Here is a 15,406-nt window from a genome sequence, read left to right as displayed (position 1 = left end):
CGATGTTACAAGATATCAATGACGTTGCAAATTGTGATATCTTTGCGCCGCCCAACAGCGGCAGGCATGTGGCACCTTCTCGCCTGACCGACCGGCTTCGGAAAAATGAAAGGAACGCATAACCGGTTAGGGCTGCTGCCAATTGCGTTCAAATCTCAAATGTTGGTCACCCCCGTTGCTCGTTCCGCTCAAGGTTTCGCCGGATTTTTCCGTATACGAGGAATGGTGCGCCGCGTGTTTCTCCCGTGCGTGCCGGCAGTCCGTTTTCCCACTTCGCGCGTTCGCGCGGCAGACCGGATTCGCACCGTAAGTGGCGCACTCGCGCGCGCACGGTCCAGGTCCAACAAGCTGAGCTGTTCATGAAACCAGTTGTGTCGTTGTGCGTTTCGCTGAGCGCCGTTGTCGGCGCGTTGTATGCCGTCGCGTCGGGCGCCGCGCCATCGGTGCCTGTCGTCGCCGCCGCGGCGATTGCGCCGGCCGCCCCCACTGTCGCGAGCGCGAGTGCCGCCAAGACCAATCCCAGCGCCAACTACCTCGACAATGATGCCGGCGTCCCGACGCCCGCATCCGGCTCCAGCACATCGCGCGTTTCATTCGCGACCCTGGGCGCGTATCAGCCGCTGACGCTACGCGGTGTCGAAGACGCGCGCACCGTCAATCTCGGCGTGCGGCTCGATCGCCTGGTCACGGCCGCGCGACTGCGCTTGCGCTACACGTATTCGCCATCGCTGGTGTTCGCGATGTCGCATCTGAAGGTGTCGGTCAACAACGAAGTGATCGCGACCGTGCCGTTCGATCGCGAGCACGCCGGCAAGCTCGTCACGCAGGACATCCCGCTCGATCCGCGCTTTCTGACCGACTACAACCAGGTCGGTCTGCGCCTGATCGCGCATTACACGCTCGAGCATTGCGAAGACCCTGAGAACTCGGCGCTGTGGGCCGACGTGAGTCCGACGAGCGAATTCATCGTCGATACCGCGCCGATCCGTTTGCCCGATGATCTCGCGCTGCTGCCCGCGCCGTTCTTCGATCACCGCGACGCGAACCGGCTGCGTCTGCCGTTCGTGCTGCCGGCCGCCGCCGACAACGCGACGCTGCGCAGCGCGGGCGTACTCGCTTCGTGGTTCGGTGCGCAGGCGGATTACCGGCAGGCGCGCTTTCCGGCGCTCTCGACGTTGCCTACCGACTCCCACGCGGTCGTCGTCGCGCGCAGCGAGCAGTTGCCCGCCGGCCTCACGCTGCCGCCGATCAACGGTCCGATGCTGATCGTCGCCGACAATCCCGTCGCGCCCAACCGCAAGCTGCTGATCGTGACCGGCCGCAGCGCCACCGAAGTCGATGAAGCGAGCACCGCGCTGGTGCTCGGCACGACCGCGCTCGCGGGTCCCGCGGTGCGCATCACGCAGCTCGCCGCCGGCGCGCCGAGGAAGCCCTACGACGCGCCGCGCTGGCTGCCGGTCGACCGGCCGGTCTCGTTCAAGGAACTGATCGACGATCCGTCGCAACTGGAGGTGCGCGGCAGCACGCCCGACGCGATCCGCTTGAACCTGCGCGTGCCCGCCGATCTGTACTCGTGGAACGGCGCGGGCGTGCCGCTGAATCTGAAGTACCGCTACACGGCGCCGACCGTGCAGAACAACTCGGCGCTCGCGGTGCAGATCAACGATCAGCTGGTCAAGTCGTACCGGCTCGCGCTCGCGAGCGCCGACGACGCGCAAGGCCGCCTGCAATTGCCGGTGCTGTCGAACAACGCCAATCGTGCGACGAGCGCGCTCGATATTCCGGCATTCCGCGTCGGCAGCTCGAACCAGTTGCAGCTGCGCTTCAATCTCGATTCGCAGAAGACCGGGCTCTGCCAGGGCGTCGCGACGAACCCGGTGCAGGCCGCGGTCGATCCCGACTCGACGATCGACTTCTCGGATTTCGTTCACTACGCACGGATGCCGAACCTCGCGTTCTTCGCGAACAGCGGCTTTCCGTTCACGCGTTACGCGGACCTGTCGCAAACGGCCGTCGTGATTCCCGAGCATCCCGCGCCGCAGGAGCTCGAAAGCCTGCTGACGATGCTCGGCCACATGGGGCAATGGACCGGCTATCCGGCGCTGCGCGTGCAGGTCGCGCGGCCGCGCGAGCTCGCGCAGCTGAGCGGCAAGGATCTGCTCGTGATCGGCGGCAACGGCTCTGCGCCGTGGCTCGCGCGCTGGCCGCATGCGTTGCCGCTGACGATCGGCGCCCAGGCGGGCGACGCCGCCGCTGCGTCGGGTGCCGCTGCGTCGAGCCCGCTCGCGCGCGCCTCGTTCGCGGTCGACGAGCAGTGGCACAGCGCCGCCCGGCGCGACGGTGCCGCGCACAGCGACGCGCATCGGCCGGACGGTGGCGCGCGCATCGAACGCGACGGACCGCTGGCCGCGCTGATGGGCTTCGAATTGCCGGACAGCCATGGACGCAGCGTCGTCGCGCTGAGCGCCACCGATCAGCAGCAGTTGTCGCAACTGCTCGACATGCTCGAAAAGCCGGACCGCGTCGCGCAATTGCAGGGCGACGTCGCTTTGCTGCGCGATGGCAAGGTGGACAGCATGCGCGTCGGCGACACCTATCTGGTCGGCTATGTGCCCTGGTATGCGCGGCTGTGGAGCAAGGCGATCCAGCATCCGGTGCTGCTCGGCGTGCTCGGTGCGCTCGCCGGCTTGCTGCTCGCGATCGGCGCGTTCACCGCGTTGCAGGAACTGGCCGCGCGGCGCCGGGGAGTCTGATCGATGAGTCAGTCGAAGGGCGGGGCGCTATGGCGGGCAGTGCGCGACGGGGTGGGCGTTGAAAGTGGCGCAGACCTGCACGCGAGGTTCGCGAGCAGGCTCGTGCGAACAACGGCGAGCGTTTCAGCAACGGTGCTGACCACGATGCTGACGCTCGCGAGCAGCCACAACGCGTTCGCCACGCAAGCGCCGCTGCCGAGCCACGCCGACATCACAGCTTGCACCGCCGCGCCCTGGCCGCGCTGGCAGCAATTCAAGCGCGACTTCCTTTCCGCCGATGGCCGCGTGATCGACGTCGGTTCGTCCGACGAGCGAACGGTGTCGGAGGGCCAATCGTATGCACTGTTTTTCGCGCTGGTCGCGAATGACCGCCCGGCCTTCGACACGATCCTGCGCTGGACCGAGCAGCATCTTGCGCAGGGCGACCTGACCGCGCGTCTGCCAGCATGGCTGTGGGGCCGCTCGTCCGACGGCAACTGGGCCGTGCTCGACGCGAATGCATCGTCGGATGCGGACCTGTGGATCGCCTATGCGCTGCTCGAAGCGGGCGACGCTTGGCGCGAGCGCAGCTACACGGCGCGCGGCGCCGTGCTCGCCCGCCGTGTGCTCGACGAGGAAACGGCCAACGCGCCGGGGCTCGGCTTGACCTTGCTGCCGGGCCCGGTCGGCTTTCATCCGGACCCGGACCTGTGGCGCGTCAATCCGAGCTACATGCCGCCGCAGGTGCTGCGCGGCCTCGCCACGCGGCTGCCCGACGATCCGCGCTGGCCGCGTTTGCTCGCGAGCACGAGCCGCATCCTGGTCGATACCGCGCCGCATGGCTTCTCGCCGGATTGGGCGCTGTACCGCGCGAACCGCGGCTTCGCACCCGACGCCGAGACCCACGCCGAGAGCGCCTATAACGCGATTCGCGTGTACCTGTGGGCCGGCATGCTCGACCGGAGCGATCCGCTTGCGCCGACGCTGCTCGCGCGCTTCGCGCCGTTCGCGGACTTCATCGCCGCGCACGGCGCACCGCCCGAGAAAGTCGACGCGACGAATGGCCGTGCCGGCATCAACATGGGCAACGCCGGTTTTTCGGCGGCGGCCGTGCCGTTTCTCGATGCGCGCGGCCAGCGCGCGCTCGCCGATGCGCAGATCGCACGCGTCGCCGCGCTCGATAGCGAGACGGCCGCCGGTTACTACACGAGCGTGCTGAGCCTGTTCGCGCTCGGCTGGCGCGAAGGCCGCTATCGTTTCGCCGCCGACGGCACCCTCGATCCGCACTGGAGCACGTCGTGCCGCGCCGCGCCGCAGTGACGCGCGTGGCGCGCTTCGGCGTGCTCGCGTGCGGATGCGCCGCGGCGATCACGGGTCACGCGTACGGCAACACCGGGCAAGCCGAAGCGATGCGCACGACTGCCGCGCGCACGGCTGCCATCGGTACGCTGGCGGCACCCGCTGCTCAGCCGAGCATAGCGCCGCCGCAAAATCCCGCCGCGCAACGCCTGCTCGCGACCGCGCGCATGTGGTCGACCAAACATCGCGACGACCTTGCGTTGCAGGCAATCAACAAGGCGCTGCTAGCCGCGCCGGGCGATCCGGTGTTGCTTGCCGAGCAGGTGCGTATCGAATTGCGTCTCGGGAAAGCGCAAGCCGCGCAGGCGACGCTCGCACGCTTGCGCGCCAAAGCGCCAGACAGCGCGCCGATCCAGCAGCTCGACGACGAATTCCGCGTCGCCACCAACGGCCGCGAGGAATTCGCGACCGTGCGTCTGCTCGCGCGTAGCGGCCAGTCCGCCGAAGCGGTGCGGCGCTTGCAACTGCTGTTTCCGCACGGCGCGCCGTCGGGCTCGCTCGGCGCCGAGTACTACCAGATTCTCGCGGGTACGCCCGAGGGCCGCGAGCAGGCGCTGGTCGCACTGCATCGGCGGATCGCCGCCGATCCGTCCGACGTCGATGCCGCGCTGGTGCTCGCGAATCTGCTGAACGCGCGCGGCGATACGCGCGCGGAAGCCAACCGCATCGCGTGGAATCTGGCGACGCGGCCCGACTCCGATCGCACGGCCTCGCTCGACACGTGGCGTCACGTGCTGCAATCGGCGGGGGTGGACCTCGCGTATCTGCCGGCGTTGCGCGCCTATCTGCAACTCGTGCCGGACGACACCGAATTCCGCGAGCGGGTCGCGACGCTCGAAGCGCGCCTCGACGCGCAACGGCAACTCGAACACAACCCTGACTACATCGCCCAGCAGCGCGGTCTGCGGGCGCTCGAGCGCAACGATGTCGCGGCCGCCGAGCCGCTGCTCGCGCGCGCCGCGAGCGCGCGTCCCGACGATGCCGACGCAGTCGGCGGTCTCGGCATCGCGCGCATGCGGGCGGGGCGGCAGGACGAAGCGCGCACGCTGTTTCTGCGCGCGGCCGCACTCGCGCCCGACAATCGCGCGAAATGGCAGAGCCTCGCGCGCACCGCCCAATTCTGGGGCACGCTCGCGCAAGGACGCGCGGCTGCCGCGGCGGGCCACGCGCAGGAGGCGGAGCGGGCGGCGCGCGCGGCGCTCGCGATGGAGCCGGACAACGCGGACGCGAAGCTGATGCTCGCCGACGCGCTGCTCGCGCAGCACGACTGGAGCGCGGCCGAGCCGCTCTTGCGCGACATGCTGAGCGGGCATGCGCCGAGCGTGGCAGCGCTGCGCAGCACCCAGACGCTCTTCGAAAACACCGGCCGCGCGGCGCAGGTCGAGCCGTTGATCGACGCGTTGCAAAGCCGCTTCACCGCCGCCGACGATCGTCAGAGCCTCGCTCGTCTGCGTGCCGATCTGCTTGCCAAACAGGCGGACCAGTTGCTCGCCGGCGGCGAGCGCGGTCCCGCCGCGCAACGCTATGAAGCCGCCTTGCGCAGCGAGCCCGACGCAGCGTGGACGCGTTTCGCGCTCGCGCGTCTGTACCGCGATCTCGGCCTGCCGCAACTCGGCCGCAACGTGATGGACGAGGGGCTCGCGCTCGCGCCATCGGCCGAGATGCGCTATGCGAGCGCGCTTTACCGCAATTCGCTCGATGACCTGAGCGGCGCGCAAGCGGCGCTCGCGCTGATCCCGGAGCAGGACCGCACCGAGGGTATGCGGGCGCTCGATCGCAATCTGCAAACGCAACGAAAGCTTGCCGACGCGCGCGCCGCATTCGCCCGCGACGATCGCGCAAGCGCGCTCCGCCTGCTCGACGACGCACGCGCTTTGGCCGGCGACGATCCGAATCTGCTCGCGTCGGTCGGCGCGCAGTGGATCGACGCGGGCGACGCCGCACGCGGCCTCGCGTTGCTGCGCGACTGGATCGACGCGCATCCGGGCGAGGCCGACGCGGACGTGCGGCTGCGTTACGGCGATCTGCTCGGCGGCGCGCGACGCGACGCGGAGCTGTCCGCATGGCTTCAGCAGTTGCGTGACGATCCGCGGCTGAAGCTGGACGCTGCGCAACACGCGCGCCTCGAGGATCAGGCGCTGCGGGCGGCCTTACGGCAAACCGACGAAGCGATCGATCATGGGGATTACGAAGCGGCCGAGCAGCGACTCGCGGCGGTGAGCGCCGCCGGTCGGCGCGACAAACGCTACACGCTCGAACTCGCCGATCTGCAGCGCGTGCAGGGCCACTACGCGGCCGCGCGGGCGACCTTGGCGCCACTGCTCGCCGCACAGCCCAACGATCCGGAAGCGCAGCTCGCGCTGGCCCGCGTGCTGGAGCAGAGCGGCCAGCGCGGCGCCGCGCTGCGCGTCGTGCACGATGTGCTTGACGGCGCCGCGCCCGACGACGTCGACACCCGGCTCTCGGCCGCGCGCCGGCTCGCCGCGTTGAACCAAGCGCGCGACGCGCAGCAGATCACGACGGCACTGCGCGCCGCGTATCCGACGCGGCCGGACGTGACGGTGCAAAGCGGCCGCATCGCCGAAGACCTCGGACAGTACGAGGATGCGGCTTCGCTGTACCGTTTGTCGCTCGCGCAGGAACGCTCGGCGGGTGTGCGCGCGGGACCCGATGGCACGCCCGCGCGAGCCGCGCTCGACGATCTCGAACAGCGCCGCAATCCGTCGATCGAGACCGGCTGGCTGCCCGCGTATAAGTCCGGCGACGCGGGCATCTCGCAGCTGCGCGCGTGGCAGGTGCCGGTGTACGTGCAGATCCCGTATCGCTATGACGGCCATTTCTTCGCGCACATCGATACCGTGCATCTCGACGCGGGCACCCTGGATGTCAGCGACGCCAACGCGTTCACGCGCGATACCTTCGGCAGCTTCGGCGCGGCCGACAAGCTCGGCACGTCGCTCGGCCTGTCGCCGCAGCAACTCGCCACGCTGGCCGCGGGCTTGCCGTATCTGCATCAGTCGGCCACCGGGGTCGCGCTCGGCGCGGGCTACACGTCCGACGCGTGGCGCTTCGACTTCGGCACGACGCCGCTCGGATTCCCCGTGTCTTACCTCGTCGGCGGGGTGCGCTACCGCTTCGACGCGGGACCGGCGAGCTTTTCGGTCAGCGGCTCGCGCCGTCCGGAAACCGGCAGCCAGCTGTCGTATGCCGGCATGCACGATCCGGTGACCGGCACCGTGTGGGGCGGCGTGCGCCGCGATGGCATCGACCTGCATTCATCGTTCGATCTCGGTGCGGCGAACCTGTTCGCCGATCTCGGCGCGGGCGAGCTGACCGGGCGCAACGTCGCGAGCAATCAGGAATTCACGCTGCGCACCGGCTTCACGATGCCGGTCTACCGGCGCGCGAATTCACTGGTGAGCACCGGCCTCGTCGGCAACGCATGGCACTACACGAACAACCTGCGCTTCTATTCGTTCGGGCAGGGCGGCTACTACAGTCCGCAGCGCTATCTGTCGCTCGGCGTGCCGCTCGAATGGCTGGGGCGGCATGGCGCGCTGAAGTGGGATCTGAGCGCGACCGTCGGCGTGTCGAATTCGTACGAGCGGGATTCGCCGTACTACCCGAACGGTCTGCCCGCCGGTCTCGGCGCGGCGCCGGGGCTCGACGGTCTCGTCAATGCGGGCAGCTCGACGCGGGGCGTCGCGTTTTCGTATGGGCTCGCGGGCGTCGTCGAGTATCGCGCCGATCCGCATCTGGTGTTGGGCGCGCAGTTGAGCATCGATCGCTCGCACGACTACGCACCGAGCGCCGCGCTCGTCTATCTGCGCTACACGTTCGATGCGCGCAGGCAGGACAACCGTCTGTCGCCGCAGCCGGTACGGCTTTATTCGAGCTATTGAACGGCGATGCAACGAGACCTGGGACAGCAGACGTGAACACCGATTCGAATCCAACCCAAACTCCTGGGCGCACTTTCATGCGACGCTGGCTGCGCATGTTCGGCGGCACCGGTGGGCAGCGTCGCGCACGGCAGGTCGGCCGTCTCGCGATCGAGGCCTTGCCGGGCGAATGGGCCGCGCTCGAAGCGGGCAAGCTGTATGCGATCTATGCGGCGCCGCGCACGCCGGGGGGCGACACGCCGGGCGTCGATACGCTGATCTGGGAAAGCGCGCGCACCGCGCTCACCCGCGACGTGACGGTCGTGCTCGCGCGTGAACGCGCGGCCGTTGCCCAGCGTTTGCGCGAGCGGGGCTTTAGCGCCAACGCGCCGGCCGCAGGCTGGCCGCGCAATCTGAACGTGCTGGCGATGCCGGCAGTCGATGATGCGCAAGAGTCGGAGCAGCAAGCCGACAGCGCCGCGACGCACGGCAAACTGTTCGGCGGTCTGCGCGCGCTGAAGCGCTTCGGTTTTCGTGCAGGCTCGCTGTATTTCATCGAAGGCGCCGAACGCTGGTTCAACTGGCACGACGCCGCCGCGCTCGCGCACGAAGGCCGGATGCTCGCGAACTGGTGCGCGGCACGTCGTATCACGCTGGTGCTGCTGCTTAGCGTCGATGGAAATGGCGAAGACGATTCACTCGATACACGCGGCGCGCCGGATGGCGTCATCGATGCATCACGCCGCAACGCGTTCCATGCGGCATGCGCGGGCGTCGCACGGATGGAGCGCACGCACGGCGAGCTGCTGTGGCATGCCGACTTCTGGCGCGCGGATCGCACGCTGGTGACGGGCGAAGTCCGCTCCCTGCGCTTTACCGACAGCGGCCACCTCAGCGTCGCGCCCGATGCGCTGGCCAGCAGCGTCGCGCGCGGCGAACGCCTGCTCGCGCGCGACGAGCAGCGGGTCGTCGTGAGCCGCGCGGTGGTGCGAGGTCACGAGGCGTGGCTGCCGCCGCATTGGGAAGTGTGCGCCGATCAGGCCGCGGTGCTGAGCGCGTGCGCCCATGCGCAGGCCGCGACCGTGGTGGTCGATTACGCGGGCGGCGCGCAGCTCGATGCGTTGTGCGCGACGGTTCATGCGCTGCGCCGCCAGGCCGGGCGCGCGCTGAAGATCGTCGTCGTCGAGCGGGGCGAAGTGCTGCGCCATCAATACGAGCTGCTCGTGCTGACGCTCGGCGCGAACCTCGTGCTCGGCCGCGACCTGCCGTTCTCGCGCATGCAGTCGCTGCTGCAGTCGCTGCAGGGGCAACTCCATACGCGGCCGGTCGCCGCCGACTACCGCAGCGCACTGAGCGCCGCGTTGAGCGACGACGTGCGCGGCTATCTGCCGGCCGGCGCGTTCTGCGAGCGCGTGCGCCTCGTGCTCGCACGCAGCGGCGTGCTGCAACTGCCGCATGTGCTCGTGAAGCTGACGCTGCTGCCGCAATGCGCGCACGTCGATGCGCTGAAGCACTGTGTGCCGCGCCGCGCGGGCGACGTGCTGACCGTCGACGCGTCGCATCTGTACGTGTTCCTGTTCGCCTGCCGGCTCGCCGATGCGGACGCCGCGCTGGCACGGATCATCGATGTGCCGGTCGAACAGCTCGCCGATTCGCTCGTGCACCTGGCGGAGCAGAGCATCGGCGCCGAACTCGACGCGCTGGACGCGGCCAACCGGCGCAACCGGATCGCCGATTACAGCGATATGTTCGCGGCGTCGATGCGTGATGGCGCGCCTTTGAGCTCACCGCTCGCCGCAGCGCTGCACGAAGCCGCGGGCGAAGCGGCGCACGTGGCCGCCGTGCAACTCGCGCAAGTGGAAGTGGCGTTGGTTCATGCGCGTGCCGAGCTCGAAGTCGATGCCGCGCCAACGTCTGCGCCAACCCGGCCTGCCGGATCAGCCGAAGCGAAACCGCTCGCTCCTGAGCGCCGCCGACCCCACCCCATGCCACCGCGTCGTCGCGCCGAACCCAGCGCGATGCCGGTGCGCGCGAGGAGCATCGAATGATCGAACTGGTTCTGATGTGTTTCGTGGCCGGCATGGTCGTCGCGCTGCCGGTGTGGATCGTCTGGCAGCGCGTTGGCGCGCGGCGCGCTCTTGCGGCCATGCGCGGCTTCGATCCGCGCGACGCGGTGCCGTGCGAGATCGAGCCGGTCGCGCTGCGCGCCCGTCTGCTGCCCGCGCTCGATACGACCCAGGATGAGGTGGCGCGATGAAAACGATCGCCGTCGTCTCGACCGCGGGCGGCACCGGCCGCACCACCTTGACCGCCGTGCTCGCGGTATTGCTCGCGCGCCGCGGCCGCCAAGTCGTCGCGCTCGACTTCGATCCGCAGAACATGCTCGGCGCGCAGCTAGGCATCGACGGTCTCGCGGCTTCCGGTCTGTCCCAGGCGCTGCTCGATGCGGACACCGCATGGCATGCATCCACGTGGCGCAACGCGGACGGTGTGCTGTTCGTGCCGTACGGCGCGGTGTCCACCGCGCAAAGCACGCAGTGCGACGCACGCCTCGCCGCCGAGCCGCACTGGCTCGCCGACGCGCTCGCCGAGCTCGATCTGCCGCGCGATGGCGTCGTGCTGATCGACACCGCGCGCTATCCGTCGCAGCAGGCCGAGCACGCGCTGCGTTGCGCGGACCTCGCGCTGTGCGTGACCCCGCCCGAACCGGCCGCGTGCGCGACGCTGGTCGCGCGGCTCGCGGCGCTGCGCGATACATGCGCGCAGCTGCGCATCATCGTGAACCGGCTGAACCCCGCGCGCGACATGCAGCGCGACGTGCTGGCGATGCTCGGCGCGGCGCTCGGCGACAAGCTGCCGCTCGCGCAGCGCGTGCATCTCGATGTCGCGTTGCCCGAGTCGTTCGCGCGCGGCACGTGGCTGTTCGACGACGCCCCGCATTCGCAGGCGTCGCACGATCTGCAGGGGCTCGCGAATTGGCTCGATGCGTGGCTCACCGAGGCCACGGCGCCGCTCGATCGGCGGGACGGCGGGTCATGAGCGAACGGGAAACGCGTTCGTTGCGTACGCGAGCGCTCGACTGGGTCGCGCGCGGCCTTGGCGTGCCCGCGACTCGCACGCCGCTCGACTGGTTCGTGCGGCTGTTCTTCCAGCCGCCCGCGCCGGGCAAATCCGATTACGCGCGCCGCTGGATGCGCGCGGCCGTGCTGCATTTCGCGCTGCAATGGGGCGTGCTCGAACCGCATCGACTGCGCGCATGGCTGTGGCGCGCGTTCATGCGCGCGCCGCGTTCGTCGTCACGTAGCGCGGCGGCGACAGTGCGGGCGCTGGCCGCCTGGATCGACCGTTGGCTCCTGCCGCTCTGGCTGCTCGGGCGGCGCGGGCGCGAGCGCGTCGACGCGCTGCTGGCGAGCTTGCCGTGGCAGCGCTGGGGCACGCGGCTCGAAGACGCGACGCAGCGCATCGGCCATATTCGCTGGCTGCTGCCGTTGATGGTTGTCGCGGGTATCGGTTTGTGGGCGGTGATCGGCACGTCGCCGCTGCAGTCCGACGGTCAGTTCGAGTTCTTCGCCGTGCTCGTATTCATCGCGCTGATCGTGCGACGCTTTCCGGGGCGCATGCCGGTGCTGATCCTGACCACGCTCGCGATGCTCGCGATGGTGCGCTACGTGTGGTGGCGCGTCACCCAGACGCTGTCGTTCCAGACGCCAGGGGAGGCGATTCTCGGTTATCTGCTGTTCGGCGCGGAAGCGTATACATGGGTGATTCTGCTGCTCGGTTTCGTGCAGACCGCGTGGCCGCTGAAGCGCGCGGTCGCGGCGCTGCCCACCGACACCTCGAGCTGGCCGAGCGTCGACATCTACATCCCGACTTATAACGAGCCCCTGGCCGTCGTGCGACCCACCGTGTTCGCCGCGCAAGGCATTGACTGGCCCGCCGACAAGCTGCGCGTGTATCTGCTCGACGATGGCCGCCGCGAGGAATTCAGAGCCTTCGCGCACGCCTGCGGCATCGACTATCTGACGCGCGACGACAACCGTCATGCGAAAGCCGGCAACATCAATAGCGCGCTCGCCCGCACGCAGGGCGAGTACGTCGCGATCTTCGATTGCGATCACGTGCCGACGCGCTCGTTCCTGCAAACGACGATGGGCATGTTCCTGCGCGACGCGCGCTGCGCGATGGTGCAGACGCCGCATCACTTCTTTTCGCCGGACCCGTTCGAGCGCAACCTCGGCACGTTCCGCCGCGTGCCGAACGAGGGCAATCTGTTCTACGGGCTCGTGCAGTCGGGCAACGATCTGTGGAACGCATCGTTCTTTTGCGGTTCGTGCGCGATCCTCAAACGCGATGCGCTCGAAGAAGTGGGCGGCATCGCGGTGGAGACCGTCACCGAAGACGCGCACACCGCGCTCAAGCTGCATCGGCGCGGCTACACGACCGCCTATCTGCCGACCGTGCAGGCCGCCGGTCTCGCGACCGAGAGCCTCGCGGGCCACATCCAGCAGCGCACCCGCTGGGCGCGCGGCATGGCGCAGATCTTTCGCATCGACAATCCGTTCATCGGCCGCGGGCTGGGCTTTTTCCAGCGGCTCTGCTACGGCAACGCGATGCTGCATTTCTTCTACGGCGTGCCGCGGCTCGTGTTCCTGACGATGCCGATGGCGTACCTGTTCTTCCAGATGTACTTCATCAACGCATCGGCGACGACGATCGCCGGATTCGTGCTGCCGTACATCGTGCTCGCGAACCTCGCGAACTCGCGCATGCAGGGCAAGTACCGTCACTCGTTCTGGGCCGAAGTCTACGAGTCGGTGCTCGCGTGGTACATCGTGCTGCCGACCACCATCGCGTTCTTCAGCCCGAAGCACGGCAAGTTCAACGTGACCGACAAGGGCGGGCGCATCAGCGAGGGCTACTTCGACTGGTCGACGTCGAAGCCGTATCTGGTGCTGCTCGCACTGAACAGCGGCGCGCTCGCGGCCGGCGTGTACCGGCTGATGTTCGGACAGAGCGGCGAAACGGCGACGATTCTGATGAACGTGTTCTGGACGCTCTACAACCTCGTGATGCTCGGCGCGGCCTCGAGCGTTGCGCGTGAGGCGAAGCAGGTGCGCGTCACGCATCGCATCGCGATGCGCGCGGCGGCGACGCTGCTGCTCGCGGACGGCTCGACGCTCGCCTGCACGACCAGCGACTATTCGACCGGCGGCCTCGGTCTCGATGTCGAGCCGGGTTTGAACCTGGCGCCGGGCGACAGCCTCGGCGTGTGCCTGAGCCGCGGTGATCGCCAGTTTCATTTTCCGGTGTACGTGAGCCGCTGCGTCGGCCGGCACCTCGGCGTGCGCTTCGACGGCCTCACGCTCGAACAGCAACGGCAGCTCGTGCAATGCACGTTCGGCCGCGCCGACGCGTGGCTCGACTGGCAGGAGCAAACGAGCGAGGACACGCCGCTGCTTGGTTTGAAGGAAGTGCTCGCGATGGGCGTCGAAGGCTATTCGCGACTGTGGGGCGGGCTCGCTCGTGCCTGCGAGACACTGCTCGCGCTCGACCGCACCCGCTATTGATACAGCCTGCGCGCATCGTGTCGCGCGCAGGCCAATGAGAGAACCTGTCGATGACTTTGTGGAACCTGTACTTCATCCTCAAGCTGTACCTGTTCGCGGGCGGCCATCTGCAGCCGCTGTGGCTCGCGAATCTCGGCTTCGCGCTCGCGCTCGTCGTGACTTCGACGCTGCGCCGGCGCGCGCTGCGCATCGTGCGCAACCTGGCCGGTCTCGCGCTCGGCGTGCCCCTGATGTACCACGAGGCGAACGTGCCGCCGTTCTCGCGTCTGACCGAGGAGTTCGGCAATCTGACCACGTTCAGCTACGGCTACTGGCTGGAACTGGCGCAGCGCTTCCTGCCGCCGATGCTGCTGCTCGCCGCGCTCGGCGCGCTCGTCGGCTATCTGATCGTGAATCGCTGGGTGCGCGTCGCGACCTTCGTGCTGATCGCGCTGGTCGCGATTCCGCTGTGGCACGAGGGCGGCGTGGTGCTCGCGCAACTGCGTGGAGCGTCGGCGAACGCAGCGGCGAATGCCGGCCCGAATGGAGCGAACAACCCGCTCGCCGCGCAGCCGCTCGACCATAACGCTGCGCTCGCCGCGTTCCGCACGCAGGAGTCGCAACGGCAGGTCAGCTTCGGCCATCTGGCCGCCGATCCGAACGCGCAGTTCGACGTGATCGTGCTGCACATCTGCTCGCTGTCGTGGGACGACCTCGATGTCGCGAAGGCGCGCAATCATCCGCTGCTGTCCCGCTTCGACTATCTGTTCACGAACTTCAGCACCGCGGCGAGCTATAGCGGGCCGGCCGCGATTCGCGTGCTGCGCGCAAGCTGCGGCCAGCAGGCGCACGCGGACCTGTACAAGAACGCGCCACAGCAGTGTTATCTGCTCGCCGATCTCGCGCAGGCCGGCTACACGCCGCAGACGATGCTGAACCACGACGGTCACTTCGACAATTTCCTGGAACTGATCCACGACAACGCCGGCGTACCGAACGTGCCGCTGATTCCGAACACGAGCGTACCGGTCGCGATGCATGCGTTCGACGGCTCGCCGATTCGCGACGACTACGAGACGCTCGCCGCGTGGTACGCGCAGCGCGCGAGCATCGCGGGGCCGGTCGCGCTGTACTACAACACGATCAGCTTGCACGACGGCAACCGGCTGCCGAATAGCAGCCTGACGAGTATCGATTCGTATCCGCTGCGCGTGAACAAGCTGATGAGCGACTTCGACCGCTTCGCCGATTTGATCGCATCGTCCGGGCGGCGCGCGGTGATCGTGTTCGTGCCCGAGCACGGCGCGGCGCTGCGCGGCGACACGAACCAGGTCGCGGGCCTGCGCGAGATTCCGACGCCACGCATCGTGCACGGGCCGGTCGGCGTGCGCGTGGTCGGCTTCCAGGGCAATCATGGGCCGACCACGGTGATCGACGATCCGTCGAGCTTCCTCGCGCTCGCGCAGCTGCTGTCGAATCTGGTGTCGAACAGCCCGTTCAAGCCGGGTGTGAGCCTGTCGCAGTACGCGACGAGTCTGCCGCAAACGCAGATGGTAGGCGAAAACGAAGGGACGGTGACGATGAAGACCGCGTCCGGCTATGTGGTGAAGACGCCGGACGGCGTATGGGTAGACGGCAAATGACGAACGCGCGCAATACGTCGAAAAACGCCGCGCGCGGCGGCTGGCCCGTCGACGATATCAGCGGCCTCGCACTGCGTCTGCCGGAGCTCGAGGTGGGCCGCTATTTCGATGCCCAGGCGAAGGAAGCTTACGAGCAGTCGCTGCTGAAGTGGCCGGTGCTCGCGCGGCTGATGAACCTCGTGCCGCGCGACGAAGCCGAAGTGCAGGCCGCGCAAGATGCGCGGCAAGAATCGGGCGTGGAATAA

The 15,406-nt window shown here is 68.6% G+C and carries 9 protein-coding genes; all 9 read left to right on the top strand.

From position 1 onward, the window contains the following. The first annotated feature begins 359 nt into the window (after positions 1-359). A complete protein-coding gene (bcsB, locus tag AB3X86_RS30750; protein WP_368598856.1) occupies positions 360-2,753 on the top strand; it encodes a cellulose biosynthesis cyclic di-GMP-binding regulatory protein BcsB in 2,394 nt (797 codons plus the stop codon). Between the two features lie 3 nt (positions 2,754-2,756). After that, the gene (gene bcsZ / locus AB3X86_RS30745) at positions 2,757-4,052 is read left to right on the top strand and encodes a cellulose synthase complex periplasmic endoglucanase BcsZ (RefSeq protein WP_368598855.1); all 1,296 of its coding nucleotides are present in this window, start codon (positions 2,757-2,759) and stop codon (positions 4,050-4,052) included. Next, positions 4,031-7,993: a cellulose synthase subunit BcsC-related outer membrane protein gene (locus AB3X86_RS30740; RefSeq protein ID WP_368598854.1), complete on the top strand. Its 3,963-nt coding sequence runs from the start codon at positions 4,031-4,033 to the stop codon at positions 7,991-7,993. Before bcsZ ends, AB3X86_RS30740 begins: the two co-directional genes overlap by 22 nt. Before the next feature lie 77 nt (positions 7,994-8,070). Then, on the top strand, positions 8,071-10,020 hold the full coding sequence (gene bcsE, locus AB3X86_RS30735; protein ID WP_368598853.1) for a cellulose biosynthesis protein BcsE: 1,950 nt from the start codon (positions 8,071-8,073) through the stop codon (positions 10,018-10,020). Beyond that, positions 10,017-10,229 carry a hypothetical protein gene (locus AB3X86_RS30730; protein ID WP_176123397.1) on the top strand — a complete coding sequence of 71 codons (213 nt, stop codon included), beginning with the start codon at positions 10,017-10,019 and terminating at the stop codon, positions 10,227-10,229. Before bcsE ends, AB3X86_RS30730 begins: the two co-directional genes overlap by 4 nt. Next, entirely contained in the window at positions 10,226-11,011 is a 786-nt protein-coding gene (bcsQ, locus tag AB3X86_RS30725) for a cellulose biosynthesis protein BcsQ (RefSeq protein ID WP_368598852.1), read from the top strand. Before AB3X86_RS30730 ends, bcsQ begins: the two co-directional genes overlap by 4 nt. Continuing rightward, complete coding sequence (gene bcsA / locus AB3X86_RS30720) at positions 11,008-13,539, top strand: UDP-forming cellulose synthase catalytic subunit (RefSeq protein WP_368598851.1); 2,532 nt, start codon at positions 11,008-11,010, stop codon at positions 13,537-13,539. Before bcsQ ends, bcsA begins: the two co-directional genes overlap by 4 nt. Positions 13,540-13,589: 50 nt before the next feature. Beyond that, on the top strand, positions 13,590-15,161 hold the full coding sequence (bcsG, locus tag AB3X86_RS30715; RefSeq protein ID WP_368598850.1) for a cellulose biosynthesis protein BcsG: 1,572 nt from the start codon (positions 13,590-13,592) through the stop codon (positions 15,159-15,161). Then, on the top strand, positions 15,143-15,406 hold the full coding sequence (locus AB3X86_RS30710; RefSeq protein WP_368598849.1) for a hypothetical protein: 264 nt from the start codon (positions 15,143-15,145) through the stop codon (positions 15,404-15,406). The genes bcsG and AB3X86_RS30710 overlap by 19 nt, the downstream gene beginning before the upstream one ends.

This window comes from Paraburkholderia sp. BR14374 (genome assembly GCF_040948685.1).
Lineage (GTDB): Bacteria > Pseudomonadota > Gammaproteobacteria > Burkholderiales > Burkholderiaceae > Paraburkholderia > Paraburkholderia youngii.
This window is presented reverse-complemented; position numbering and strand designations above follow the sequence as displayed.

What these genes read in the sequence shown, in the direction of transcription:
- bcsQ (WP_368598852.1), top strand. Translation starts at nt 10,226, where the DNA reads ATGAAAACGATCGCCGTCGTCTCGACCGCGGGCGGCACCGGCCGCACC.
- bcsA (WP_368598851.1), top strand. Translation starts at nt 11,008, where the DNA reads ATGAGCGAACGGGAAACGCGTTCGTTGCGTACGCGAGCGCTCGACTGG.
- bcsZ (WP_368598855.1), top strand. Translation starts at nt 2,757, where the DNA reads ATGAGTCAGTCGAAGGGCGGGGCGCTATGGCGGGCAGTGCGCGACGGG.
- bcsG (WP_368598850.1), top strand. Translation starts at nt 13,590, where the DNA reads ATGACTTTGTGGAACCTGTACTTCATCCTCAAGCTGTACCTGTTCGCG.
- bcsE (WP_368598853.1), top strand. Translation starts at nt 8,071, where the DNA reads ATGCGACGCTGGCTGCGCATGTTCGGCGGCACCGGTGGGCAGCGTCGC.
- bcsB (WP_368598856.1), top strand. Translation starts at nt 360, where the DNA reads ATGAAACCAGTTGTGTCGTTGTGCGTTTCGCTGAGCGCCGTTGTCGGC.
- AB3X86_RS30710 (WP_368598849.1), top strand. Translation starts at nt 15,143, where the DNA reads ATGGGTAGACGGCAAATGACGAACGCGCGCAATACGTCGAAAAACGCC.
- AB3X86_RS30730 (WP_176123397.1), top strand. Translation starts at nt 10,017, where the DNA reads ATGATCGAACTGGTTCTGATGTGTTTCGTGGCCGGCATGGTCGTCGCG.